Annotated in this window: 26 protein-coding genes and 1 tRNA gene; 16 read left to right on the top strand and 11 right to left on the bottom strand. The window is 70.5% G+C overall.

The features are described from left to right. The first annotated feature begins 111 nt into the window (after positions 1 to 111). The 10 genes from AB3X52_RS04620 (at position 112) to AB3X52_RS04575 (ending at position 7,032) form a co-directional block, all read left to right on the top strand. Positions 112 to 1,881: a recombinase family protein gene (locus AB3X52_RS04620; protein ID WP_367991751.1), complete on the top strand. Its 1,770-nt coding sequence runs from the start codon at positions 112 to 114 to the stop codon at positions 1,879 to 1,881. 287 nt (positions 1,882 to 2,168) lie between these two features. Further along, positions 2,169 to 2,378, top strand: a complete 210-nt coding sequence (locus tag AB3X52_RS04615) for a helix-turn-helix domain-containing protein (RefSeq protein WP_367991749.1) — start codon at positions 2,169 to 2,171, stop codon at positions 2,376 to 2,378. 1 nt (position 2,379) lies between these two features. After that, complete coding sequence (locus AB3X52_RS04610) at positions 2,380 to 2,559, top strand: hypothetical protein (RefSeq protein ID WP_367991747.1); 180 nt, start codon at positions 2,380 to 2,382, stop codon at positions 2,557 to 2,559. Positions 2,560 to 2,632: 73 nt separating this feature from the next. Further along, positions 2,633 to 2,809 carry a hypothetical protein gene (locus tag AB3X52_RS04605; RefSeq protein WP_367991745.1) on the top strand — a complete coding sequence of 59 codons (177 nt, stop codon included), beginning with the start codon at positions 2,633 to 2,635 and terminating at the stop codon, positions 2,807 to 2,809. Between the two features lie 29 nt (positions 2,810 to 2,838). Beyond that, positions 2,839 to 4,374, top strand: coding sequence for an AICE element replication initiation protein (locus AB3X52_RS04600; protein WP_367991743.1), 1,536 nt, complete (start codon positions 2,839 to 2,841; stop codon positions 4,372 to 4,374). 134 nt (positions 4,375 to 4,508) lie between these two features. Then, complete coding sequence (locus tag AB3X52_RS04595; protein WP_367991740.1) at positions 4,509 to 4,790, top strand: hypothetical protein; 282 nt, start codon at positions 4,509 to 4,511, stop codon at positions 4,788 to 4,790. 31 nt (positions 4,791 to 4,821) lie between these two features. Next, positions 4,822 to 5,064, top strand: a complete 243-nt coding sequence (locus AB3X52_RS04590; RefSeq protein WP_367991737.1) for a hypothetical protein — start codon at positions 4,822 to 4,824, stop codon at positions 5,062 to 5,064. 342 nt (positions 5,065 to 5,406) lie between these two features. Next, positions 5,407 to 5,841 (top strand): hypothetical protein, encoded by a 435-nt coding sequence (locus tag AB3X52_RS04585; RefSeq protein WP_367991735.1) that lies wholly within the window; start codon positions 5,407 to 5,409, stop codon positions 5,839 to 5,841. Continuing rightward, positions 5,841 to 6,482: a hypothetical protein gene (locus AB3X52_RS04580; protein WP_367991733.1), complete on the top strand. Its 642-nt coding sequence runs from the start codon at positions 5,841 to 5,843 to the stop codon at positions 6,480 to 6,482. The genes AB3X52_RS04585 and AB3X52_RS04580 overlap by 1 nt, the downstream gene beginning before the upstream one ends. Positions 6,483 to 6,486: 4 nt before the next feature. Continuing rightward, on the top strand, positions 6,487 to 7,032 hold the full coding sequence (locus AB3X52_RS04575; RefSeq protein WP_367991731.1) for an HK97 family phage prohead protease: 546 nt from the start codon (positions 6,487 to 6,489) through the stop codon (positions 7,030 to 7,032). Between the two features lie 492 nt (positions 7,033 to 7,524). Here AB3X52_RS04575 and AB3X52_RS04570 read toward each other — a convergent pair whose 3' ends face one another. The 7 genes from AB3X52_RS04570 to AB3X52_RS04540 form a co-directional block, all read right to left on the bottom strand. Continuing rightward, on the bottom strand, positions 7,525 to 8,082 hold the full coding sequence (locus AB3X52_RS04570) for a hypothetical protein (protein WP_367991729.1): 558 nt from the start codon (positions 8,080 to 8,082) through the stop codon (positions 7,525 to 7,527). Then, positions 8,079 to 8,660 carry a DUF6318 family protein gene (locus AB3X52_RS04565; protein WP_367991727.1) on the bottom strand — a complete coding sequence of 194 codons (582 nt, stop codon included), beginning with the start codon at positions 8,658 to 8,660 and terminating at the stop codon, positions 8,079 to 8,081. Before AB3X52_RS04565 ends, AB3X52_RS04570 begins: the two co-directional genes overlap by 4 nt. A gap of 187 nt (positions 8,661 to 8,847) precedes the next feature. Next, positions 8,848 to 9,141, bottom strand: a complete 294-nt coding sequence (locus AB3X52_RS04560; protein ID WP_367991725.1) for a contact-dependent growth inhibition system immunity protein — start codon at positions 9,139 to 9,141, stop codon at positions 8,848 to 8,850. Further along, entirely contained in the window at positions 9,138 to 9,443 is a 306-nt protein-coding gene (locus tag AB3X52_RS04555; RefSeq protein WP_367991723.1) for an RNase A-like domain-containing protein, read from the bottom strand. Before AB3X52_RS04555 ends, AB3X52_RS04560 begins: the two co-directional genes overlap by 4 nt. 78 nt (positions 9,444 to 9,521) lie before the next feature. Next, positions 9,522 to 9,788, bottom strand: coding sequence for a hypothetical protein (locus AB3X52_RS04550; protein WP_367991721.1), 267 nt, complete (start codon positions 9,786 to 9,788; stop codon positions 9,522 to 9,524). Next, complete coding sequence (locus AB3X52_RS04545) at positions 9,785 to 14,452, bottom strand: putative T7SS-secreted protein (RefSeq protein ID WP_367991719.1); 4,668 nt, start codon at positions 14,450 to 14,452, stop codon at positions 9,785 to 9,787. Before AB3X52_RS04545 ends, AB3X52_RS04550 begins: the two co-directional genes overlap by 4 nt. After that, positions 14,452 to 14,808: a hypothetical protein gene (locus tag AB3X52_RS04540; RefSeq protein WP_367991717.1), complete on the bottom strand. Its 357-nt coding sequence runs from the start codon at positions 14,806 to 14,808 to the stop codon at positions 14,452 to 14,454. Before AB3X52_RS04540 ends, AB3X52_RS04545 begins: the two co-directional genes overlap by 1 nt. 176 nt (positions 14,809 to 14,984) lie before the next feature. On the opposite strand from AB3X52_RS04540, the gene AB3X52_RS04535 reads away from it, so the two are divergent. Together AB3X52_RS04535 and AB3X52_RS04530 are read left to right on the top strand one after the other, a co-directional pair. Continuing rightward, positions 14,985 to 16,412 carry an alpha,alpha-trehalose-phosphate synthase (UDP-forming) gene (locus tag AB3X52_RS04535; protein WP_367991715.1) on the top strand — a complete coding sequence of 476 codons (1,428 nt, stop codon included), beginning with the start codon at positions 14,985 to 14,987 and terminating at the stop codon, positions 16,410 to 16,412. Positions 16,413 to 16,470: 58 nt separating this feature from the next. Beyond that, on the top strand, positions 16,471 to 16,686 hold the full coding sequence (locus AB3X52_RS04530) for a hypothetical protein (RefSeq protein WP_367991714.1): 216 nt from the start codon (positions 16,471 to 16,473) through the stop codon (positions 16,684 to 16,686). 69 nt (positions 16,687 to 16,755) lie between these two features. On the opposite strand, the gene AB3X52_RS04525 is transcribed toward AB3X52_RS04530, so the two are convergent. Continuing rightward, entirely contained in the window at positions 16,756 to 18,300 is a 1,545-nt protein-coding gene (locus AB3X52_RS04525; RefSeq protein WP_367991712.1) for an FMN-binding glutamate synthase family protein, read from the bottom strand. Positions 18,301 to 18,402: 102 nt separating this feature from the next. Here AB3X52_RS04525 and AB3X52_RS04520 point away from each other — a divergent pair, with 102 nt between their 5' ends. Then, the gene (locus AB3X52_RS04520) at positions 18,403 to 19,479 is read left to right on the top strand and encodes an alpha/beta fold hydrolase (RefSeq protein WP_367991710.1); all 1,077 of its coding nucleotides are present in this window, start codon (positions 18,403 to 18,405) and stop codon (positions 19,477 to 19,479) included. A 60-nt stretch (positions 19,480 to 19,539) separates the two neighbouring features. Here the strand turns inward: AB3X52_RS04520 and AB3X52_RS04515 are convergent, their stop codons facing one another. Further along, positions 19,540 to 20,535, bottom strand: coding sequence for an LLM class F420-dependent oxidoreductase (locus tag AB3X52_RS04515; RefSeq protein ID WP_367991708.1), 996 nt, complete (start codon positions 20,533 to 20,535; stop codon positions 19,540 to 19,542). Between the two features lie 140 nt (positions 20,536 to 20,675). Between AB3X52_RS04515 and AB3X52_RS04510 the strand changes: the two genes are divergently transcribed. After that, positions 20,676 to 21,341 carry a uracil-DNA glycosylase gene (locus AB3X52_RS04510; RefSeq protein ID WP_367991761.1) on the top strand — a complete coding sequence of 222 codons (666 nt, stop codon included), beginning with the start codon at positions 20,676 to 20,678 and terminating at the stop codon, positions 21,339 to 21,341. A gap of 70 nt (positions 21,342 to 21,411) precedes the next feature. On the opposite strand, the gene AB3X52_RS04505 is transcribed toward AB3X52_RS04510, so the two are convergent. Beyond that, on the bottom strand, positions 21,412 to 21,561 hold the full coding sequence (locus AB3X52_RS04505) for a hypothetical protein (RefSeq protein ID WP_367991706.1): 150 nt from the start codon (positions 21,559 to 21,561) through the stop codon (positions 21,412 to 21,414). On the opposite strand from AB3X52_RS04505, the gene pdxY reads away from it, so the two are divergent. Beyond that, the gene (gene pdxY / locus AB3X52_RS04500; RefSeq protein ID WP_367991704.1) at positions 21,535 to 22,380 is read left to right on the top strand and encodes a pyridoxal kinase PdxY; all 846 of its coding nucleotides are present in this window, start codon (positions 21,535 to 21,537) and stop codon (positions 22,378 to 22,380) included. The genes AB3X52_RS04505 and pdxY overlap by 27 nt on opposite strands. 64 nt (positions 22,381 to 22,444) lie before the next feature. Here the strand turns inward: pdxY and AB3X52_RS04495 are convergent. Beyond that, a tRNA-Thr gene (locus tag AB3X52_RS04495) sits at positions 22,445 to 22,520 on the bottom strand. A gap of 61 nt (positions 22,521 to 22,581) precedes the next feature. Between AB3X52_RS04495 and AB3X52_RS04490 the strand changes: the two genes are divergently transcribed. Further along, the gene (locus AB3X52_RS04490) at positions 22,582 to 24,468 is read left to right on the top strand and encodes a glycoside hydrolase family 13 protein (RefSeq protein ID WP_367991702.1); all 1,887 of its coding nucleotides are present in this window, start codon (positions 22,582 to 22,584) and stop codon (positions 24,466 to 24,468) included. The last annotated feature ends 2 nt before the right edge of the window (positions 24,469 to 24,470 follow it).

The raw sequence follows: 24,470 nt of genomic DNA, 5'->3' as shown, positions 1-24,470 counted from the left end.
ATCCGGAACTCCACCCGATGACCCAACAACCTCACCGACCGCCGAAACGACCCCTGCGTCGTGTAGAACACCGTGTCGAACCTATCCCCGTAATTGCCTATACTCGGTGGTATGAATACCGCCACCCTCCCGGAGCCGCTCACGGCTCCGGTGCTTTCCCTGCTCACCGACGACCTCGCCGCCGTGATCGCCGCGAACCGTGCCGCCACCCAGGCCGCCGTCGCGAGGATCACCGAGCGGCCCATGACCAGGGCCGCGATCTATGCCCGAGCGAGCCGCGACCAAGAGCTGACCGGCGTCACCGTCGCTAAACAGATCAAGGACGGCCACACCTACGCCGAGGGGCGCGACCTGCCCGTCGTCGGGGTCTACCGCGACAACGGCGTCTCGGCGTGGAAGTCCGGCGTCGTGCGCCGCGATTTCGAACGGCTCCTCCGTGACGCCGAGGCAGGCCTCTTCGACGTCGTGATCGTGCGCCACACCGACAGGCTTTACCGGCAGCTCGCCGAGCTGCCCCGCATCATCGACAAGCTCGCCCAGCACGCGCACATCGTCGCGATCCATGAGGGCGAGATCGACCTGTCGACCGCCTCGGGGATCATGTCCGCCCAGATCAAGGGCGCGGTCGCCGAGCATGAGTCGCGGATCAAGGCCGAACGGCTCGCCGACCACGCCCGGCACCGGGCCCACAACGGCCGCATGGTCACCGGGAACCGCCCGTTCGGCTGGGCGTGGGCGAAACCCTGCCCCGCCGACGAGACGTGCGAGCACACCCCCAAGCCGTGCGAGGCCTGCCGCAAGCTCGGCCGTGAAACCGAGTGTGAGCACAAGACGCGCCACCTGCCGGGCGCCCGTCCCGCCCTCGGTTCCCGCGGCGGTCTGGTGCCGCACCCCGAGGAGGCGCAGGCGGTCCGTTTCGCCTACCGGGCCGCCGCCCGCGGACACGCCCTGTATTCGATCGCTCGGCGACTCAACGCCCGCGGGTACACCGGCACGTCCGGTGGCCCGTGGCGGGGCGAGACGGTGCGCGCGGTGCTCATGATGCCGCGCCACGCGGGGCTGGTCTCTCACCAGGACTACGGCACCGACAGCGAGCGGCAGCGAGGCAGGCGAGCGGGCGCGCAGAACATCGTCGCCGAGGCCGCCGACGGTCAGCGGCTCGTCTCCTCCGAGCTGTGGCAGACGGTGCAACGCATCCTCGCCGAGCCGACCCGGCGCAAGTCGCCCGGCCGCCCGGTTGGGACCCTCCTGTCCGGGATCGCGGTCTGTGATCGCTGCGGCGGCCCCCTCAACGCGACGAACAGGCACTACCCGCGTAAGGGCGGCGGTAGGGCGGTCGTGCCCGCCTACATGTGCGCCCGCGGGCGCCGGGCGGTCGAGGACCGGCACAGCTTCAACCGTGCCCGCCACAACCTCGACAACCTCGTGTTGGACACCGTGCGGGAGTTCATCGACGGGAACGCCGACCGCCTCCGCGCCGAGGCCGTGCCTGATGCCTCCCCGGTCGAGCTTGCCGCCCAGGCCGAGGTGGACCGGCTCCGTAGGCAGCTCGACGGGTACGCCGCCCTGGCCCCGACGATGGACCCCGCCGACTACGCCGCCGCAGTGAAGGGCATCCGGGCCGCCCTGGTAGAGGCGGAGAAGCGGGCCGCCGTGGTCACCTCACGCCCGGCGCTGGCGCGTCTGCTGCGCGCTGACGACGTACCGGCAGCATGGCGCGCCCTCACCGAGGAGGAGGACGTCGAGCCGATCCGCGCGCTGCTGCGCGAGCTGGTTGTCCGAGTGCGGGTGAGCACCGGCCAGCCCCTCGCCGACCACGTCGACATCGACTGGCAGCCCTGGGTCGCGCACCTCGCGGAGGGCCACGCGATACACGGCTAAGAACTATTCGGTGGCCCGGGAAGAGAATTCCCAGGTCAGCGATACATGGTTAAGAACTATTCATCGGCGCAGGTCCCGGCAGCAATACGGGGCTTGCGCCGATGCAATTCTGCGTGCACCAAAAGCACAGGCCCGAGCCCGTTTTACAGGCCCCTTTCGTGCTATTTCTTGTGACGACGGCACGAAAGCCGCGTGAACGAAAAAGCGCGAGCGCCCGGTCTGAATACCGCCAAGTAACCGTTCCGGGCGCCCGCTACCTCCCGTCACAGGAAGGCAGGACCAGCGTAGTGCTTACGACACTCATCCTTGAGCCCGACGACCTCATCCCCCTCAGCGTCGGCCGCCAGCGGGCAGGCAAGTCGGTCGACAGCCTCCGCGCCGCGATCCGCTCCGGCGACCTCCCCGGCTACCGCACCTCACCCCGCGGCCACTGGCGCGTCAAGGTCGCCGACCTCGACGCCTGGGCCCGCGGCGAAACCGCCTCCAGGGCCGAGTGACATGGGCCGCCGCCACAGCGAGGAGTGGGAAACCCTCTCCGACGCCGAGAAGGCCTTTATCGAGCGGCAGCTCGCCAAGACCAAGCCGCTCGCCGAGTGCGACCCCGCCCGGGTGCGCCGCCTCGCGGTCCTCCTCGGCCTCCGGCCGCCCGTGATCGAAACCGGCGACTCGCTCCAGTGAGGGGCGAGCCGCCCGCCTAGACGACGGTGCCCCCGGCGACGAGAGCCGAGGGCACCGCGGAAAGGAACAACCCGTGAGAGCAAGCATGACCACCCCGCCGAGGCTCGGCAACACCGAGCCGGAGCCGCCCGACCACCGCTGCGCCCGCTGCGGTGTGCTCGACCTGACCGACCGGGCCCGAGCCGCAGGCCTCGGCCTGTTCTGCTCGGCCCGGCACTGCGCCGCCCGCGACCTTGGCTTGGCCCGGTGAGCGGCGCCAAGTCCGTGTCGGCGGTCCTGGTGGACCTCGCCGAGGAGCGATACGACTTTGGTTGCACCGAGGACGGCCATCCGTACGCGGTGCCCCGCCCCGATGGGCCCGTGCTCAACGTCGGGCACGTCGTCCGGCTGCTGCGCGGAGGCCAGGTCTCGCTACGTACCGAGCTGGCCGCCGCCTATCGAGCCGACACCGGGAAGGTGCCCGGACAGCAAGCCCTCACCGATGCACTCTCGGTCATCGAGGGCATGGCACACGAAGCCGAGCCTCGGCCGGTAGCGATCCGGGTCGCCGCTGACGAATACGGCACCCGTTGGCTCGACCTCGGCGACAAAGACGGTCGTGTCGTGGTCTTGAAGGAGGCCGGAGGGTGGGAGGTGCTCCACAACACCGACGGAACGATGTTTCGCCGCACCAAGTTGACCGGCGCCCTTCCTGTGCCCCTCCGGGGCGGGCAGCTCGACCGGCTGTGGTCGGTGCTCAACGTCGCCGCAGCCGATCGTCCGCTCGTGCTCGGCTGGCTGGTCGCCGCGATCATCTGCCCCGACATCCCTCACCCGGTGCTCGCATTGTTCGGCGAACAGGGCACCGGGAAATCCTCGGCCTGCCGCCGCCTCGTTTCGCTGGTGGACCCATCCCCGGTCCCGCTCCGCAAGCCGCCCAAAGAGCCCGAGTCCTGGGTCACCGCCGCCCTCGGTTCCTGGGTCGTCGGCCTCGACAACCTCTCCGCGGTGCCCGACTGGCTCTCCGACTCCCTATGTCGGGCAGTGACCGGGGACGGCGACGTGCGGCGCCAGCTCTACACCGACGACGGCCTCGCCGTCTTCGCGTTCCGCCGCGCCGTGATCCTCAACGGCATCGACGTCGGCGCGCTACGCGGCGACCTCGCCGACCGCACGCTCACCGTCAACCTGGACGTCATCCCCGAACGGGACCGGCTCCCCGAAAGCGAGCTTGACGAGGCCTGGGAGCTGGCCTACCCCCTCATCCTCGGCGCCCTGCTCGACCAGTGTTGCGCGGTACTTCTCCGGCTGCCATCTGTCCGTCTTGGCACCTCACCCCGCATGGCTGACTTCGCCCGCATCCTCGCCGCCCTCGACCAGATCAACGGCAGCGACGGCCTCGCGCGCTACCTCGGGCAGGCCCGCAGCCTCGCCGAGGACACTATCGACGCCGACAGCTTCCTCGCCGCGCTCCGCAAGACGGTCACGCGAGAATTCACCGGCACCTCTGCTGACCTGCTCGCCCACGTCGAGCACCGCCTCGGGGGCGAGGGCTGGCGCGCCCCCAAGGACTGGCCCAGCTCCCGCACCGTCACCGCCCTCCTACGCCGTAACGCCCCCGGTCTCCGGCGCCTCGGCTGGACCGTCGAGACCCAGCCCCGGTCCCGCGACTCCGGTGTGCTGCGCTGGCACCTACGCCCCGAGGGGTGCGAAGAGAAGGCGGCGAAACCACCCGCGCAATCCGCGCATCCCGCGGATGCGCGGATTGCGCGGATGAATTCCCCCACAACTCCTGCCACCCCCAGGCCCGGGGCGGCCCGAGGGGGCACCCAGTGACCACCTCGCCGTGCCGACACGCTGCCCCGCGAAGAAGTCACCGAAGAAGCCGAAGAGGTCAGCCCCTGAGAGCTGACCTCTTCGACACCTGTCGTGACCCCTTCGACAAGCGCCACGCCCGAGGAGGACCAGCCGTGAGCGACCCGCGGAGCACCCGCACGTGGCGCCGAGCCCGGGCCGCGTGGGCCCCGGTCGTCGCCGCGGGAGGAGTCGCCTGCCGCCGCTGCGGTGCCGTCCTGACCCCCGGCGAGCCCTGGGACCTCGGGCACCCCGAGGAGGCGCACGGCCGGGCGCCCCTGACCCCCGAGCTGCTCGCCGCCTGCCGTCCCGAACACGTCCGCTGCAACAGGTCCGCGGGCGGGCGAGGCAACACCCCCACCGCGATCGTCACCGCCCCGCCCGGGGTGCTGTGGTGACCCGGTGCCCGACCCCGAGGAGCTGACCCCCATGCCTGCCGCCACCCCGAGCCGTGAGCCGCACCCCGACCCGCTGGTCTTCGACATCGCACAGATTCGCGCGGTCGCCTCCGCCGCCTGGTACGCGGGGCGAGCGAGCGCCACCGGCAACGACGACGGCGCCCGCATCCTCGCCGCGATCACCGCCGACCTCGTGCAGGGTCGACCGATCGCTGGCGCCGCGCTGCTCGTGCTCCTCGACCTGCCGCCCGCCATCGCCGAGCACCTCCGCTAACCCTGTGCCGCTACCGCACTCCCTTATGCACCGATGCATACCTATGCACTCGCAGCCGCACCCGCCCGGTTTTTCCTGCGCCGCGCCGGACACGGGGCCAGAGTCACCGGCCGTCCCCCTCCCTCAACGGCCCCCGGGGGTGCTCCACGAGCCCCAGAAGGCCTCTAGGAAGCGCAGAAACCGCTCTAGGACGGCCTTTCACGGCTCAGATGCCACCTAGACGCTGCGGGAGGCGGAAAGAGCCCCGAATCGGGCGTTTGCCTCCCGCGACCCTCTCCCGCTGGCCGCGCCCGTGTGGGACGCTGATGCATAGATATGCACCGCCTGAGAGGAGCCAACCCGATGACCGACGAGGAGCTGACCCCACCGCCCGAGCCCGGCAGCCCCGGCGACCCGACGAGCCAGACACCGGAGCGAGTGGTCGGCCTCCTCGCCTCCGGCCTGTCGGTCTCCGCGGTCGCCGCGAAGCTCAAGGTCGGCATCCCCGAGGTGCTCGCGCAGGTCCGCGCCGCCGCCGAGGCCGAGTCCTGGGTCCCTAAGGACGTGCGCCGCACGATCGAGCTGGCCCACCTCGACATGCTCCGCCGCGCGCTGCTCCCGAGCGTGCTCCGCCAGGGCGACCCACAGTCCACGTATGCGGCACTCAAGGTCTCCGAGGCTCGGGCGCTGCTGCTCGGCATCACCGGCCCCGAGGGGTGGGGCGAGGAGCAGCCCGACGAGCTGGACCGCATCCGCGCCCGTCGTGCCGCCCGCCGAGCCGAGAACGGGGGCGCGTGATGACACCCCGCGACGCCGCCCGAGCCGCCTACGCGCGGTTCACCCCCACCCCGAACAGCCCGGAGGGGAACGACCCGGACCTGTGGCCCCTCGGCTGGGACCGGATGCCCGCGGATGGTGCCGAGGACACGTTCTGGATCATGCGCGTACCTGTCGAGCTGCTGCCCTACTACTGCCGCTGCGAGGCGGTCGACGCGAACCGTCTCCGGCAGGCGCGGCAGCGCCGCGAGAAGGCGCCCGACCGGGTGCCGGTGCTCGCCCAGCCGATCGCCGACCTCATGGGGGCAGGCGGGCGGCCGGTGCCGTTGCTGACCTTCTCCCGCGACCGGGGCGGGGACACCGACCGGATGCTGCACCTCCTCGCAGTCGCCGACGCCTGGGGCACCTGGCAGCAGGCCCGAGCTGCCGCCGAGCGGGTCCGTCAGGGCCGCTACTGCCGTTGTCAGATGTGCGCCCGGGTCGACCAGCTCGGCGTGTTCATCCGCACCCTGCCCGACGGCCGCACACCCCGCCTGTGCCAGCCGTGCTACGACGTCGCGCGGGAGGTGGCCGCCGAGCTTGCCGCCGAGGCCGCCGCCAACACCAAGCTCGCCACCGGGGCCACCCGCGCCCAGGCCGCACGGCAGCTTCTAGGAGCGTGACCCCGTGGTCCTCGCCCTCACCTTCGCCCAGCCCGTCAACACCCCGTCTACGGCCTCACACGGCCCGAGTACGGCCCACCACACCGCCCCCGAGGAGGTGCGCCGCGGATGGCCCGGAGGCCGCAGGCTGACCGGCTTGGCGGTGCCCTACGACCGCATCTCAACCCGCACCCAGTACGAAGACGGCGAGGTGTTCCGTTACGGCGCGTTCGCCGTCGACTGCGAACAATTCGCCGCGGGCGAGCTGTCGATCCCCCTCGTGGTCGACCACAACGACGAGGACCGCATCGGCTGGATCACCGAGATGCACGAAACCCCCGAGGGGCTAGAGGTCGAGGCCTGGGTGGGCGACCCAAACGAGCTGCTCACCATCCGCCGCAACCTCTCCATCTCCTTCCGCGACGGCGCCGTACGCCAGGGCCCCGAGGGAGTGCGGGAGGTGCTCGCCGCGCACCTGTCCCACGTCTCCCTCGTGCGCGACTCCGCCTACGTTGACGCGCGCATCTACGACCCGCCGCTCGCCCCCGCCCCCGAGCTGGTGCCCGCGTGAGCACCTGCCCCTGGTGCGGAAAACGTCCCCGAGCCGGAGCCCGGGGACGCTACTGCTGCCGCCGCTGCGAAACCGAAGCCACCCGCTACCGCCGCTGGCTCGCCCTCGGCTGCCCCACCCTCGGCACGGGGCAGTCCGCGCAGCTCGGCACCTAGACCGGCGAGGCGGCCGGGGTGCACGGCATGACCCCGGCCGTCTCCGCCATCGGCGTAGCCCTCCGTCAGGGCGTGGGCTTACGCCTCGTCCTCGCGTTTCTGCTCCGCCTGCTGGCACTCCATGCAGACACCAGTCCGCGCCTCAGCGAACGTCGGCCCGCCGACATACTCGTGGCACCGCTTGCAAATCATGTGGGCTCCTCCCTCTCACTTTCGAGGGTAGGAGCGGACACCGGCTCTCAGAGCCGACACGCCCGAAATGGCCCCGGCGCGCCACCTACCGCAAGCCTGCCCCCCGGAGCCAGCGTGCCCGCACGCCGCGCAGGTGTCACGTCCGTTACACCCGCGCCCGGCTCCCCAGCCGTTCACGCGCACAGGACAGCGCCCCGCTCCCAGGGGGTATAGGTAATCGCGTGGATTCCAAATTCACCAGCGTCCGCCCCTTCGGCGGCTGAATCACCAACGGCGCCGCCGGCAACTCGATCGTCTTGAACGCCTCCAAGATCCGCCCCGGCGTCAAGGTGGGCGCCTTCGCACCCGGCGGCTGCGCCGACGCCATCCCCGGACACCAGATGCGCCGGTCCTCCGGCCCCTCAGCCGTCTCATACCAGGACTGCTGCATCACTTGGCCGTTCTCGCAGCGTTGCGCCTCGCCACACACCGACAACCCACCGACCGCGCACACTGACTTCTGCCGATACGAGCCCTGATGATGGACGCTGACGATCCCAGCCGATGACGTGTCTCGGCCGCCACCCGGTGTGCCCGTGTCGTTGATCTTCTGTTGGCCTGAGGCCATATATCCGTTCTTGCCAGGCTTTGCCGTCACAGCATCAGCCACCGGAATGAACATGAACGCCAGAACCGCGCTGATAACGACCGTTGCGAGCCTCACTTGAGCGTCTCCCACAATGCGACCCGCCATCCGCTCGCCACCGGCTGGAGTGTGAAGCGGTTCGTTCCTCTTCCGCCGGAGTAGACCTCGTCCTTCTTCGTCCCGGGGAAGTCGACCACCTGCCTGGGGGAACTCCAGGAGTAGGTCACCGCCATCCAGACCTGGCCGGCGACATCCAACCTTCGAACAGTCTCACGTCCAACCGTGATTGCTCCGCCACGGATCGTGCCGCGCCCCTTCTTGACCCGTTCGACGAACTCAACGCCACCGGTGCATCCGGTGCAGTTCTCCGACGCCAGAGAGGCGACGAGGGAAGCGTCCAACGTCGTCTGGGCATAGTTGGCGGCGCGCCAGAAGTATCGAACGAACGCCTTCGCCCCCGCCACCGTGTGCGCCTTCGCGGCCTCGGGCATCTCCGGCGGAGCGAGATCGTCCGCCGGCGCAGCACTAGAGCTCACCGCCGACGGTGACGGATCAGCCGAGTGCGCAAACTTCGGTTTCGGGTCGCCCCCACACCCCGACACTCCACCAACCACCAGCGCGCCCACCGCGACGGCCGCCACCGACGTACGCCTCATCCCACGTCCTTCCCGAGAGCCACCGCCCGAGCGGCGTGCCAGCAGTATGGGCGCTAGTCGGGGAAGGCGCCACTGTCACCCCTGCTGACTGTGGATAACACAACCCGGCGCGGCCTTCGACCTCGCAAGCCCATCCTCAGAGTTGTCCGCGACGCGCCTCGCCGCAGAGCTTCGTTTGGGCCCGTAGTCATGCTCGCCGAGCCACTTCTTCTGTCATCACCTCACGTAGCGTCCGGAGCCATTCGCGCACCGGTTCGCCTGGAAGGTAGTAGCAGCCTGCTCCAAGAAGCCAGTCCTGCAATTGCTCTTCCGAGAGTTCCGCCGCAAGTAGAGATTCAATTTCCGAGATAGCCATACGCACGCAGTCAGCGTCGTCATGACGAGCAAAGTCGATCGCCCCGTCAGTGGCGTCGCGATACTCCAAGTCCCAATCCTGATGCAAATACGCACCAAGGAACTGAGTCAGATTCGGAAGATTCATCTTTGCTCCGGGAAGGCCGTGAGGACGCGATACCCAATCGGGAGATCGGCGGGACGAAGTACGACTCGAACAGAGAATGCCTCTATAGCTTCAGACTGACCCCGCCGCAACGTTATTCCCACAGGGCTAGAGAAAGTATGGGTGAACGCTGAGCCAGCCCTGCCGCCTCCCGAATCCAACCACGTCGACGGCCACACAGCTTCACATTCGGCACAGACTCGGATCACGTCACCTTTTGCTCGAACAGTTTTCACGGCGACCGGCCCCTGAGAACAGCGTGGACACTCGATGACGATGCTCATGAGAAGGGAAACTCAGTCTCAGCTCTTGACAATCCTGGCCAATGACGCCGGCCACATTCGCCGAACCGCGAGGCCAATTTAGTCCGCAGCGAATGAATCAAGGTCAGGCGGCATAAATTCTTCCTCGACCAACTCGGACGAGTATGCGCGCACACGATCAATCAACTCCCGAGGAACCATCACGCCAACGTTAGATATAGCCCAGGCGATCGAGCACATCCCTTCTGCCGGCTCGCCATGATCAACCAAGCGCTCAGCTTCAAGCAGCTCTTCGACGGGAAGATACTTCTTGGCCAAGTCCAGTGTCGCAATCACATTTTTGATGTAGATATCAACGGCACTCATGGATTCTTCGGGACGTTGGTAGGGTACGCCGTCCATATCTGGTTCCTCCGAATCAGGACTTCGATGTCTACACCCTCACGTGTGCCGCTGACCCAGAAGTCTCCTGGCCGCGACCCTGGCCGCCAACCCAGTGCGGGATCGGTCGCAATATCTGATATCTCGTGAATTATCTTGGCATCTGACCACGTCTCAGGAAACTCCGACTTTTGTGGAAAACCCGTACCGTGCCGATGCCCGCCACCATAGGTTCCGTTAGGCCGTACTTCACCGTCAAGGATATGGCGGCGGCGCCGGGCACCGACAAGATCAACAGCATCCCGACACGAGAACAACCCCAAGGGATCAGCCAGGACCGTGGGATTGGCGACATACGCGTTCGGGTTCGGCGCGGGGGCAAGGCCGAGCGGATCCTGAGAGAGGTAGCGGGCGGTGTCGGGGTCGTAGTAGCGGTGGAGGTTGTAGAAGAGCCCGGACTCCGGGTCGGCGTACTGGCCGGGAAAGCGCAACGGGACGGGGTCGGCGTCGGGAGTGCGCGGCGCGCCCCAGAGCGCACGACGGGCGTGCCACACCAACTCTCCATCCGCGGTGACCAGCTCGGCGGGCGCGCCGACGAGGTCGGCGACGATCGCGTAGAACCGCGCGTCGACGTCATCGTCGGTGGAGCGCTCGACCTGCGCCACGGGCGCAAGCCCCTCGTGGACCCACGCCCGCGACCCGGCAGCGGTGGTCTCCTCGACAAGCGTCGGACCGTCCCAGGCGAACAGCACCTCCTCGGCCACGTGCCCGTCGCGGTCCAGCCGCCGCTTCGCGACCCGCCGTCCGAGCGCGTCGTAGAGGTAACGCCACCACACGCCGTCGGGCGTCCTCAGACCGACAAGCCGGTCCTCGGCGTCCCACTGGTAGGCCCACACCTCGGGCTTGCGCGAGACCCGCGTGCGCACCCGACGCACGAGCCGCCCCTGACCGTCGTAGCTGGAGCGGGTCCGGCCGGCGCGGAGGAGCAGAGTGCCGTCGTACTCCCGCCGCTCGACGTCCCCGCCGCCCACTTCCGTGCCGCCCACTTCCGCGCCGCCGACGGCCGCGCGGACGATGTTGCCCATCGGGTCGTAGGCATAGACCTCCGCCACGTCGCCGTCGACGGCGAGGATCCGGTCAGCGAGGTCGAGCTCGAAGCGCCGTGCCCCACAGAGCCGGTCCGCGACACCGACGAGCCGGCCGGCGGAGTAGGTGTAGTCCCGCTGCTGCCGCACGGACAGCGTCGCCCCCGTCGCCTCCTGCGCTGCTCCGACCACGGCACCCAGCGTCTGCCTGACGAGCTGCCCGAGCATGTCCCAGGTCTGCTCGAGCACCGCCGCACCGACCTGACGCCGCGTCTCCCGCCCGCAGGCGTCGCGGAGGAAGCCGATCTCGTGGCCGCCGACGACCACCCGTTCGGGAAGCCTCGACGCGCCGAAGGTCCACGTCGTCTCGAGACCGGTCGGCGTGATGCGGGAGATACGCCGCCCGAGCAGGTCGTACGACGACGACACGGTCCGCCCGTCGACCGACTCGGCCACGACCCGACCCAACGGGTCCCGCTCAAGTGCGAGCTCGACGACCGGGCCGGTCGCGCGCAGCAGCCGGCCGAGCGGGTCGTAGGCGAAGGTCGTGACGGCGTCGCCCGCGCGCTGCCACACGACGTTCCCGAGCAGGTCGTGCGTCGTCTCGACGCACTCCCCCGCCCCATTGACCCGCCGCACGAGCTGGCCCGCCGCGTCGTAGCCGAACCGCAGCGTCCGTCCGTTGAGGTCGGTCTCCTCGACGAGGCGGCCGGCCGCGTCGTACTCATATCGCCACGTCCGCCCGTGCGGGCCGGTGACCGCGACGAGCCGCAGCTCGGGATCGTAGGCGAAGCGCGTGACACCACCGTCCGGCGCGGTGACCTCGGCAGGCAGGTCGAAGTGGGTGTACGCCGTCCGGGTGACCCGGCCCGCGGCGTCGACGTGCTCCACGGGGTTGCCCTCCGCGTCATAGCTCCAGCGCTCGACCGAGCCGTCGGCGAAGATGCGCGAGACGAGCCGGCCCGACCGCGTCCAGGTGAGCTCGGTCCGCGCGCCGAGCGCGTCCGTCACGGCGACGACCCGGCCCAGCGCCTCCCGGTCGAGCCGAGTGGTCGCGCCGTCGGGCTCCGTGACGACGACCGGCAGGCCGGCCGCGTCGCTCTCGATGGTGCGCGTCGCCCCGGTCGCGTCGGTCACCGACGCGAGATGGCCACGCGCGTCGTAGGCGTAGCGCGTGGTTGCGCCGACTGGGTCCGTCATCGCGGTCCGGCGACCCTGCTGGTCGTAGGAGAAGGTCCACACCGTCCCGTCGGCCAACGTGGCGCCGACCGGACAGGACCGGCCGCCGAAGGTCGCCCACGCGATCGTCTGCCGGGAGCCGTCGGGCCGGATGAGCGCGACCAGGTTGCCATCCTCGTCGTACTCGTAAGCCGCCGTCCGGCCGAGCGGATCGGTGATCGCCACGAGCCGGTCACCGTCCCAGACCTTGCGGGTCTCGTGACCGAGCGCATCGACCTCCCCGACGATCCGCAGCCGGTCGTCGACGACGAACCGGGTCGTACCGCGCGAGTCGGTGACCGCAGTCTCGCGCCACCCGTCGCCGAGGTCGGTGTAGGTGAACCGGCTGGCCATGACACCGTCGGTCCCGGCCTGGTCGGCGCAGCGTCCACGCGCGTCGTAGGCGTAGCCGAACACCATGCCGTTGCGGTCGGTCCAGGAGGTGAGGCGGCCGGCGGCGTCGTACGTGAGACGCAGCGGCTCGCCCGACTCGTCCACGACGGCGACGAGGTGGCCGTGGGCGTACTCGTAACTCGCGACCCGCTCCGCCTCCCCATCCTCGCGTACGACGGCCAGGCCGGTGATCCGACCGTCGGCCGCCTCCACGAGCACGCGATAGCCGGCGGAGTGCCGCACCTCCACCGGCGTGCCGACCGCGTCACGCACGAACTCGACCCGGTGCCCGTCGGCGTCCGTGATCGTCTCGAGCAGCGACCGCCCGCCCACCGGTGGGGCATAGCAGCGCGTCCACCCGGTCATCGGATCGGTGAGCGTGAAACCACCGTTGTCGGCGCGCCGCAGGAGGCCGCGCTCGCCGGCCGTCGGCGAGACCTCCGCGCTCCGCCGGGGACGCGGGAACACGATCGCGCAGGCATCGGCGCGGACGACGACCACGTGGTCGTCGCCGACGTCGATCCGCTCGTCGAACGTCGACGACCAGGTGGGTCCGAACCAGTGACCGTAGGCCCAGCTGGAGAGGTGGCGCCGGCGCAGCACCAGCGGCAGCGCGCCCGGGAGCTCCAGGTCGGTCTGGTCGAGGACCACCGCCCCGGTCGCGACGTCGACCGGATCCTTGCAGTGCACCCGCACGTGCGCCGGCCGGGCATGCTCCGCGGTCTTCGTCGCATCCTCGGCGATCTCGGTCGCCCGCCGGCCCAGCCCGCGCACGCCCAGCCGTAGGCCGAGCGAGCCGCCGGCCTCGGCCGCGGTGCCCGTGCCGCCGCTCACCAGCCCGAGCAGAAGCGACGGCGTCAGCCGGCCCGCTGCTCCGGCGGGATCGGTGCTCCAGCCGGAGCCGACGAGGCCGCGGAGCAGCTCTCGAGGGTGCGTGACGGAGGAGCCGAGCGAGTCGGCCGTCTCGGCGAGACGTGCGTCGTACTCCTCGGGGTGCGAACTGTTGGCGGGGTCGTTCGGCGAGAGGGCGCGGACGGTGTGGACCAGGTCGGCCGTGCCCTCGACGAAGCCACCGGCGAAGTGCACCTGCTGGAACTGGTGGAGCTGGGACAGATCGAGCAGGTCCATCCCCAGCCGGTCGTGGAAGGACGGGAGCGCCGGGGCGGTCGCCGTCGCCGCGCGGATCGCGGCGGCCGCGTGCTCGGCGGCGTCGTTGCGCTGTCGCCGTGCGTCGGCGAGCAGCTCCTGCGCCGCCGCGAACAGCGCGGGCCCGGGATCGTGGAACGGCGCCGGTTTCACCGGCGGCAGCCCGGGGCTCGCGCCGGTGGCGAGGTCGGCGTTGTAGTCGTCGACCGCCCGGTTGTAGGAGCGTACGGCGGTCCGGTGCGCCGCGAGTGCGGCCGATTGGCGTCCGGCCGCGGCGTTCCACTGCCGGACCGCCTCGGCGGCCTGCCGCTGCGCCCACCGAACGGTGCCGATGTAGCCGGCGAGCGCGCTCGCCGCGCGGTGACAGGCATCCTGCGCAGCCCGCCAGTCCCCCGGCGTCGTGCGCCACGTCGAGGCGAAGGCCTCCGCCCCGTCTCCGGCCCACCGACCCGTCTCGATCCGACCGAGCCCGTCGGCGACGTCACCGAAGGAGTCCCCGAGCTCGGTGAGCGAGGAGACCCGATCCTGCAGCGAGTCGGGTACGCCGTGGACGAGCTGCGCCGGGTCGTCGGTCTCTCCCAGGTCGCGCTCGCCCACCTGCGCGCCCAGCCTGTCGGCGAGTTGGTCACCGTGTGTGCGCACCCAGTCGGCGGCCGTCACGAGACCGACCTCGTCCAGCCGCTGCTCCGCAAGTCGGGACAGCGCCTCGACCCCGCTCCCCACGAGTGTCACCTGGTCGTCCCAGGCCTCCTCCACCGCGTCACCGACGGCGTCGACCTTGGACGCGATCCAGCCTCCGAGCCCCATCAGCGGCCTCCCGTGTCCGGGTCCGAGACGAGCGCCGCCGCGGTCGTGATCGCGCCCTTGAGCGCGGCGTCCTCGTGCTCGTAGAGCCCGGCCGAGAGGTCCAGCGCGGCCGCGGCACGGTTGGCGTCGACCACGAGACCACGCACATCCCATCCCCAGCGGTCGCAGAAGTCGGCCATCGCGGCAGCGAGCCCCTGGTGCCCCGCCTCCATCGTGGTCAGCGCCAGGCCGCCGAACCCGCGCCCAACCTCACCCTCGGACAGGACGCCCAGGCCGCTGAGGCCGGCGATCGTCTCGTCGATTCCCCGGGCGACCAGCGACAGCGCGTCGGGGTCCACCTCGAGCCGGCCCGCCATCACACGCCCCCGAGAGCGGGCGGCACCATTGCGTCACACATGAGGACATGATCTCGGACGAGTACGGGCGCAAACAGAGGCAAACACGAGGCTGTGGATAAGTCCGTTCCGTTCAACCGGTGACCCGCACCACATGCGCCGTCGCCGCGCCGTACACCGTCCACTAAGGTCGAGGTGTGCACGCTGATCTCGTGGTCGTCGCCAACCGACTCCCCGTCGACCGGGTAGAACTGGCCGACGGGACGCGGACGTGGCGGCGTTCGCCGGGCGGTCTGGTGAGCGCCCTCGAGCCGGTGCTGCGCGCCAACGACGGCGTCTGGATCGGCTGGCCCGGCGGCACGGAGACGGGCCTCGAGCCGTTCGACGACGACGGCCTCCACCTGCTGCCGATGTCGATGAGCGCGCAGGAGATCGAGGAGCACTACGAGGGCTTCTCGAACGGCACGCTGTGGCCGCTCTACCACGACCTTGTCGCCAAGCCGGAGTTCCACCGGGAGTGGTGGAACGGCTATCGATCGGTCAACCAGCGCTTCGCGGAGAAGTGTGCGGAGGTGGCCGCCGAGGGCGCGACCGTCTGGGTCCAGGACTATCAACTCCAGCTCGTCCCGCAGATGCTGCGCGAGCTGCGCCCCGACCTGCGGATCGGCTTCTACCTCCACATCCCCTTCCCTCCGGCCGAGCTCTTCCAGCAGCTCCCCTGGCGCCGCCAGCTCCTCGAGGGGCTCCTCGGCGCCGACCTCGTCGGCTTCCAACTCCCGGGCGCAGCCCAGAACTTCATCCGACTCGTCCGCCAGCGGGTCGGCCACAAGACCCATCGCGACCTCGTCTACCTGCCCGACGGGCGCACCGTCCGGGCAGCGGCCTTCCCGATCTCGATCGACTTCGCCGGCTTCGAGGAGCTCGCCCACCGCGAGTCGGTCAACGCCCGCGCCAAGGAGATCCGCGAGCAGCTCGGCAACCCCCGCAAGATCTTCCTGGGCGTCGACCGACTCGACTACACGAAGGGCATCTACGCGCGCCTGCGTTCCTTCGGGGAGCTGCTGCGCGACGCCCACTTCGACGTCGACGACGCGGTCTTCGTGCAGGTCGCCGTCCCCTCACGCGAGCGCGTCGAGCAGTACCGCGTCCTGCGCGACGAGATCGACCGACTCGTGGGCCGGCTCAACGGCGACCTCGGCCGGATCGGACGACCCGCGATCTCCTATCTCCACTCCTCCTTCCCCCGCGAGGAGATGGCGGCGCTCTACCGCGCGGCGGACATCATGGTCGTCACGCCCTACCGCGACGGCATGAACCTCGTCGCCAAGGAGTACGTCGCCTGCCGCTACGAGGACGACGGCGCGCTCGTGCTCTCGGAGTTCGCCGGTGCTGCGGAGGAGCTGCGCCAGGCCTGGCTCGTGAACCCCTACGACATGAACGGCATGAAGGCCGCCCTGCTGGAGGCCTACAAGGCCGACCAGCGCGAGCTCACTCGCCGGATGCGGGCGATGCGCAAGACGGTGTCGACCAACGACGTACGCCACTGGGCCGACACCTTCCTCGCCGAGCTCGCCCGCATCCCGGCCGACCACGGCAAGCCGGTCAAGCCCGCCAAGCGCAGCTGAGCGCGCTCAGGGTGGTCGACCGTGGCCGCCACCGCATTTCTGGCGATACCGTCGGTCCATGCCTCAGCTGCCGCTCCCCTCGATCCCTCGCCCCGGCCGCGCGGTGACCACCGCGGGCTCGCTGGCGCACAAGGTGCTGACGGGTGGGCTCACCGTCGCCCAGTCGCTCGTCGACCGGCTCCCCGGCGCGCCGGCGAGGCCGGACGCGTCCAGCATCGGCGCCAACCCGCAGCGCCGCTACCGCTCGGCGGGTTCGCGCAACCTCGCCCGCTGACGGCACTCCCCCGGCGCCCAGGCCCAACACTCAGGCCCAGCACTCAGGCCCAGCACTCAGGCCCAGCACTCAGGCCGTCGGCTTCTCGTCGAAGGTCGCCTTCGTGTGCAGCACGGTGGTGATGTCGTCGACGAGCTCGGGGCCGAGCTGGCCCCAGTGGTCCTTGTAGCCGTACATCCCCGCCAGCGTCCGGCTCTCGTAGTCGCCGTTCATGATCTCCACGTCGTGCGGGGTGATGAGCGAGGGGTGCGCGACGCCGACGGCGGCGCTGACCTTCATCAGCTCCTTGCGCAGCGTGATGAGATACGACGCGCAGCGGTCCGCCTTGTCGGCCGGGTCGAGGCCGCGGACGAGCCACGGGTTCTGGGTGGCGACACCGGTCGGGCACCGGTCGGTGTGGCAGCGCTGCGACTGGATGCAGCCGATCGACATCATCGCCTCCCGGGCGACGTTGACCATGTCGGCGCCGAGCGCGAACGCGACGACGGCGTTCTCGGGCAGACCGAGCTTGCCGGAGCCGATGAACGTGACGTCGTCGGTGAGCCCCAGCTCGGCGAAGGTGCCGTAGACCCGGGAGAAGCCCATCCGGAACGGCAGCGACACCGAGTCGGTGAAGATCAACGGCGCGGCGCCGGTGCCGCCCTCGCCGCCGTCGACGGTGATGAAGTCGACCCCACGCTGGCGGCTCTCCATCTGGTCGGCGAGCTCGAGCCAGAAGCCCATGTCTCCCACCGCCGACTTGATCCCGACCGGCAGCCCCGTCTCGCTCGCGAGCAGCTCCACGAAGTCGAGCATCGAGTCGACCCCGTCGAAGGCGGTGTGGCGCGAGGGCGAGGCACAGTCCTTGTCCTTGGGGATGCCGCGGATCTCGGCGATCTCGTCCGTGATCTTCGCCGCCGGCAGCAGACCGCCGAGGCCCGGTTTGGCGCCCTGGGACAGTTTGATCTCGATCGCCTTGACCGGCGCGGAGGCGACCGCGTCCTTGAGCCGGGCCAGGGAGAAGTCGCCCTTCTCATCGCGGCAGCCGAAGTACGCCGTACCGAGCTGGAGGATGAGGTCGGCGCCGTTGCGGTGGTACGGCGAGAGCCCGCCCTCGCCGGTGTTGTGCATGGCACCCGCCTTGGCCGCCCCCTTGTCGAGCGCCGTGATCGCCGCCCCCGAGAGCGAGCCGAAGCTCATCGCCGACACGTTGACCACCGACCGCGGCCGGAACGCCTTCACCCGACCCCGTGGGCCGCCGAGGACCTTGGCCGACGGCAGCAGCGCCGCGGGGTCGTGGTCGTCCGGGAGCCGGTCGGCGAAGGTGCGGTGCTTGATGTAGGCCCGCCCCTGGGTGTGCTCGACGTCGCAGTCGGTGCCGAAGCCGAAGTAGTTGTTCTCCTGCTTCGCCGAGGCATAGACCCAGCGCCGCTGGTCGCGGCTGAACGGCCGCTCCTCGTCGTTGCCGGTCACGATGTACTGCCGCAGCTCGGGCCCCACCTCCTCGAGGAGGTAGCGCGCATGCCCGATGATCGGGAAGTTGCGGAGGATCGCGTGCTTCTTCTGGGTCAGGTCGCGCGCGGCCACGGCTCCCAGAGCCACCGCAGCACCCCCCGCCAGGCGGCTCAGCTTCATGGCGTCTTCCTACCCTCCCGACCACCGGTGTTGTCAACGGCACGTCGCCGCCGTGCGCTGGACACGTGACCCCACGGCGTCCATCCCGGTTAACGTCGCGTGGTGCTCCCCATCCTCCGCACGAACCCGCTCGCGATCCCCCTCCGCGCAGCGGCCGGCAACGTCGCCCACAAGATCCTGTACGGCGGTCTCGCGGACCTGCGTCCGATGCCGCGGACGCTGATCGACGACGGCACGCTGCGCGAGGTCTATCACTACCGGCCGCTCCCGGGGGTTGCCCAGACGGGCGACCCGGTGCTGCTCGTGACACCGCTCGCGGCGCCCGCGATCTGCTACGACCTACGCCGCGGCTGCTCGGTCGTCGAGCACCTGCTGCGGCTCGGCCGACCCGTCTACCTCGTCGAGTACGGCGAGGTGTCGTTCGCCAACCGCTCGCTCGGCATCGAGCACTGGATCGAGGAGGCGGTCCCCGAGGCGGTCCGGCGGGTCGCGGAGCACGCGGGACGCCCGGTCCACGTCGTCGGCTGGTCGCTCGGCGGGATCTTCGCGCTCCTCGCCGCGGCCGACGACACCGAGCTCCCGATCGCCTCGCTCGCGGTGGTCGGCTCGCCGATCGACGTGAGCAAGGTGCCGCTGGTCGCGCCGCTACGCCCCCTCGTCGACCTGACCCAGGGCCGCATCGTCACGACGGCGTACCAGCTCCTCGGCGGCGCCCCGAAGCCGGTGGTCCGCTGGGCCTTCCAGCTCAGCGCCGTCGACAAGCTGCTCACCAAGCCGGTAGCGAAGCTCACGCACCTGGCCGACACCGAGTTCCTCGCCCAACTGGAGGCGGTCGACCGGTTCACCGAGAACCTCATCGCCTACCCCGGCCGCACGTTCGGGCAGCTCTACCACCGGTTCTTCCGCACCAACGTCATGGTCACCGGCCGGGTCGACCTCGGCGACCGCACCATCGACCTGGCGAAGGTCGCCGTCCCGGTGATCGTCCTGGCCGGCTCCGGCGACGGCATCGCGCCCGTACCCGCGGTGGAGGCCGTCCTCCCGCTCCTCGGCGGCGCGCGCGAGGTCCGCTTCGAGGTGGTGCCGGGCGGTCACCTCGGCATGCTCACCGGCCGGGCCGCGCGCACGACGACCTGGCCGCTGTTGGCGGAGTGGTTCGGCGCCCACGACGCGTCGTGACGGGTTGTGAGTGTCAGCGCGGCCCCTGGGCCGCGCTGACACTCACAACCGTGCGTCCAGTCAGCGCAGCGCCGGGATGACCTGCTGCTCGAACAGCTCCATCGAGGACCGGTCGTAGGCCGCGTCCGCGAAGTAGGCGATCGCGTAGGTCATGCCGAGCGACTCGAGGGTCTGCAGCTTCTCGACGATCTGCTCCGGCGTGCCGACGAGGCCGCTGCGGGCCGCGCCGCGGACCCACTTCTCGGCCTGCTCCTGACCGAGGTACGGCGTCACCCGGGCGATCGTGGCCTCGAGCTTCGCCTGCGCCTCGGCCTCGGTCTCCCCGATGAAGACGTTGTAGTTCGACGAGCGGGTGATCTCGTCGAAGTCGCGGCCGACCGTTCGGCAGTGCTCGGCGAGGATGTCCGACTTCGCCTTGAAGCCGTCGGCGTCGCCGAAGAAGTTGGTGTAGTCGGCGTGCTCGGCGGCGATCTTGAGCGTCACCTTCTCGCCGCCGCCGGCGATCCACAGCGGGATGCCGCTGCGGCCGGTCTGCAGCGGCTTCGGCTCCACGATGGCGCCGTCGACCTGGTAGTACTTCCCGTCCAGCGTCGCCGAGCCCTCGGTCCAGGCCTCGCGGAAGATCTTCACGCCCTCGCGGAGCATGCCGAGCCGGTCACGCGCCTCCGGGAAGCCGTAGCCGTAGGCCCGCCACTCGTGCTCGTACCACCCCGCGCCGATGCCCATCTCGACGCGCCCGCCGGAGACGTGGTCGACGGTGGCCGCGACCTTCGCGAGGTACGCCGGGTTGCGGTAGCTCATGCAGGTGCACATCTGTCCCAGACGGATGCGCTCGGTCGACGCACCGAACGCGGACATCAGGGTCCACGCCTCGTGGGTCGCCTGGTCCGAGGCCTGCGGGGTGGTGTGGAAGTGGTCGTAGACCCACAGCGACTCCCAGTCCGGGTTCGCGTCCGCGCGCTGCGCGAGGTCCTTCATCGTCTGCCACTGCTGTGCCGGCTCGATGCCGACGAGGTCGAACCGCCACCCCTGCGGGATGAAGACGCCGAACTTCATGTGACTTGCTCCTTGGCTCCGTGAGACCTGGTGCACCCGTGTTCCGTTTCGTGCACCAACTTAGCGTCGCTAACGACATCGGTCTCTCGGTACCCTCGACCACCGTGAGCGCACTGGCTGGACTCGTCGACCGCGGTCTGATGGCCCCCGATTGGGCGCAGGCCCTGCAGCCGGTCGAGGGACGGATCGAGCAGCTCGGCGCCTTCCTTCGCGAGGAGCTGGCGAAGAAGCGGCCCTATCTCCCCGCCGGCGACCGGATCTTCCACGCCTTCCGGCGGCCGCTGGCCGACGTACGCGTCCTCATCGTCGGCCAGGACCCCTATCCGACCATCGGCCACCCGATCGGTCTCTGCTTCGCCGTCGAGCGGCACGTCCGACCGCTTCCCGCGTCGTTGCGCAACATCTATCTCGAGCTCGCCTCCGACCTGGGTGTCACCCCACCCGAGCACGGCGACCTGTCGGCCTGGTCCGACCGGGGCGTCATGCTGCTCAACCGGGTCCTCACCGTCCGGCCCGGCGCCCCCGCGTCCCATCAGAACAAGGGCTGGGAGCAGGTCACGCAGTGCGCGATCGAGGCCTTGGTCCGCCGCCAGGCCGACGGGGGCGCGCCGCTGGCGGCCATCCTCTGGGGTCGTCAGGCGCAGTCGCTCAAGCCGATGCTCGGCGACGTGCCGTGGGTCGAGTCGGTGCATCCGTCCCCACTCTCCGCCCACCGCGGCTTCTTCGGGTCACGGCCGTTCTCCCGGGTCAACCAGCTGCTCGTCGAGCGTGGCGCCGCGCCGGTCGACTGGTCCTTGCCTGCCTGAGCGTCTCGCCGTGTGACACCCAGCGTGCAGAGCGCACCGTGGGTGTCACATCACTCGGTCGGCGCCCGGCTCACCCGGTGACGGCGTCGAGCTCCTCGAGGTCCTCCACGGTGGGCTCCCACCGCAGCGCGGCGGCGTTGGCCCGGACCCGGTCCGCCGAGGTCGCGCCGGGTGCCCGTGGGAGGATCGGGCCGTGCAGATCCTGTCCATCCAGTCCCACGTCGCGTTCGGCTACGTCGGCAACTCCGCCGCCGTCTTCCCCATCCAGCGACTCGGCCACGAGGTCTGGCCGGTGCTGACGGTGAACTTCTCCAACCACACCGGGTACGGCGAGTGGCGCGGCCCCGTGCAGTCGGCGAGCGACGTCGCCGACGTCCTGGCCGGGATCGAGGAGCGCGGCGCGCTCCCGACCGTCTCGGCGGTGCTCTCCGGCTATCAGGGCGACCCGGCGGTCGGGTCCGTCATCCTCGACGCGGTCTCCCGGGTGAAGTCGGCGAACCCGCGCGCGATCTACTGCTGCGACCCGGTGATGGGTGACGTCGGCCGGGGCTTCTTCGTCCGTGAGGGGATCCCCGAGTTCATGCGCGACGAGGTCGTGCCCGTGGCCGACGTGATCACGCCCAACCACTTCGAGCTCGACTTCCTCGCCGGCCGGGAGACCCACACGCTCGAGGAGGTCCTGGACGCCGTCGACGTCGTCCGCGGGATGGGGCCGCGCAACGTGCTGGTCACCTCGGTCGTCACCGGCAACCAGCACGAGCTCGCCCTGGTCGCGGTCGACGAGGACGGCGCCTGGGCGGTCACCACCCCGCTGCTCCCGATCACGCCCAATGGCGGCGGCGACGTCACCGCTGCGGTCTACCTCTCCCACCTGCTCTCGACCGACTCCACGCCGGACGCCCTGGGCAAGACCGCCAACACGCTCTTCGCCATCCTCGACCGCACGCTGAGGTCGGGCCGGCGTGAGCTCGAGCTGATCGCGTCGCAGGACGACATCGCCACTCCCTCGACGCGCTTCGAGGTGCGCCGGCTGCGCTGACCCCCGGCCGCGCCGTCCTCGGGTCCTCAGACGCGCCTGGCACGTCTGAGGACCCGAGGATCGATGGAGCCGGTGACAGGAATCGAACCCGCGACATCCTTATTACAAGTAAGGCGCTCTACCTACTGAGCTACACCGGCGCACCGCCCAGAGCCAGGCGACAGCGCGGCAATCCTAGACACCCACCCGGACAATGGACGCATGAGCCTGCCCGACACCCCGCGCAGCGACCCGACCGGCGACCTGCTCAGCGAGCCGCACCACGACGGTTCGCCGCTCTACCTCGACACCGAGTCGCCCACCCTGGGCTGGACGGTGAAGGTGCGCGTCCGCACGGCGGCGAGCGACCCCGTGCAGCAGGTCTGGATCAGGACGACCTACGACGCCGAGCCGACGTACCACCCGTGCACGGTCCTCGAGCACGACGAGCACACGACCTGGTGGCAGGGCGACCTGCCGGTGCACAACCCGGTCACGCACTACCGCTTCCTGCTCTCCTACGGACCCGAGCAGGGCGGGCGGCAGCGCTGGCTGACCGCCGCCGGCATGGTGGAGTACGACGGCCCCGACACGTTCGACTTCAAGGTGAGCTCCCACGAGGCGGCGCCGGCGTGGACCAGGGACGCCGTCGTCTACCAGATCTTCCCCGACCGCTTCGCGCGCAGCAGCCGGGCCGACGAGCGGCCGACGCCACAGTGGGCGGTGCCGGCGGCCTGGGACGACGAGGTCGCCTTCGAGGGCACCGACCCGCACACGCCGCTGCAGCTCTTCGGCGGCGACCTCGACGGGATCGTCGACCACCTCGACCACGTCGAGGAGACCGGTGCGAACGTCCTCTACCTCACGCCCGTCTTCCCGGGCGAGAGCAACCACCGCTACAACGCGACGACGTTCGACGAGGTCGACCCGCTGCTGGGCGGGGACGAGGCCTACGCCCGACTCGCGGAGGCGGTCCACGCCCGCGGCTGGCATCTGCTCGGCGACCTGACCGCCAACCACACCGGCGACACCCACGAGTGGTTCGTGCGGGCCAGGTCGGACCCCGCGTCCAGGACCCGCGGCTGGTACTACTTCCATCCCGACGGGGCCTACGAGTGCTGGATGGGCCACGGCACGCTGCCGAAACTCGACCACACGAACGACGAGATGCGGCGCACCATGATCGAGGGCCCGGAGAGCACGGTCGCCCGCTGGCTGCAGCCGCCGTACGCCCTCGACGGGTGGCGCATCGACGTCGCCAACATGACCGGGCGACTCGGTGCGATCGACGTCAACCACGAGGCGGCGCGCGCCGTACGCCGCACGGCGACCGCCGAGAAGCACGACGCCTGGGTCATCGGCGAGCACAACCACGACGCCTCGCAGGACATCGACGGCGACGGCTGGCACGGCACGATGAACTACTCAGGCTTCTCCTGGCCGGTCTGGTCGTGGGTGCGCGCCCACGAGACGCCGGCGCGCCCGTTCGGCCGCCCGGTCGCCGTCCCCCGCCGTCCCGGGCCACTCATCCATCGAGCACTGCAGGAGTGGCGCGCCCGCTACGGCCATCGGGCGAGCGCCCAGTCGTGGAACATCCTCAGCTCCCACGACTCCGCCCGCATCCGGACGCTCACCCGGGACCCCGCCCGCCACCGAGTGGCTGCAGGGCTGCAGTTCACCCTCCCCGGCGTGCCGATGGTCTTCGCCGGCGACGAGCTCGGCCTCGAGGGCGTCAACGGCGAGGACGGCCGCAAGCCGATGCCCTGGGGCCACCGTGACGCCTGGGACACCGCCACGCTGGCGGCGTACCGCACCCTCGCGACGCTGCGCCGCGACCACGTCGCGCTCGGCTTCGGCAGCCTGCGGTGGGCGTACGTCGACGACGACTGCCTCGTCTACCTGCGCGAGCACCCCGCGGGGTCGGTGCTGGTGTGCGCCCGGCGGGCGGGCGGCCCGGCGGTGGCGCTCGACGCGGGCCTCGTCGGCCTCACCGACGGCAGCGTGCTGGCGGCGACGGAGCCGGGCTCGGGGTCGCCGCTGAAGGCGACCGACGGCACCATCGAGCTGCCCGCGGCCGACGGCGCGGGGTTCTGGGTCTGGCAGCTGTGACC

It is taken from the genome of Nocardioides eburneus, assembly GCF_040838215.1.
GTDB classification, from domain to species: domain Bacteria; phylum Actinomycetota; class Actinomycetes; order Propionibacteriales; family Nocardioidaceae; genus Nocardioides; species Nocardioides eburneus.
Note: the sequence above shows the minus strand (reverse complement) of the source record. Positions and strands in the feature narration are given on the sequence as shown.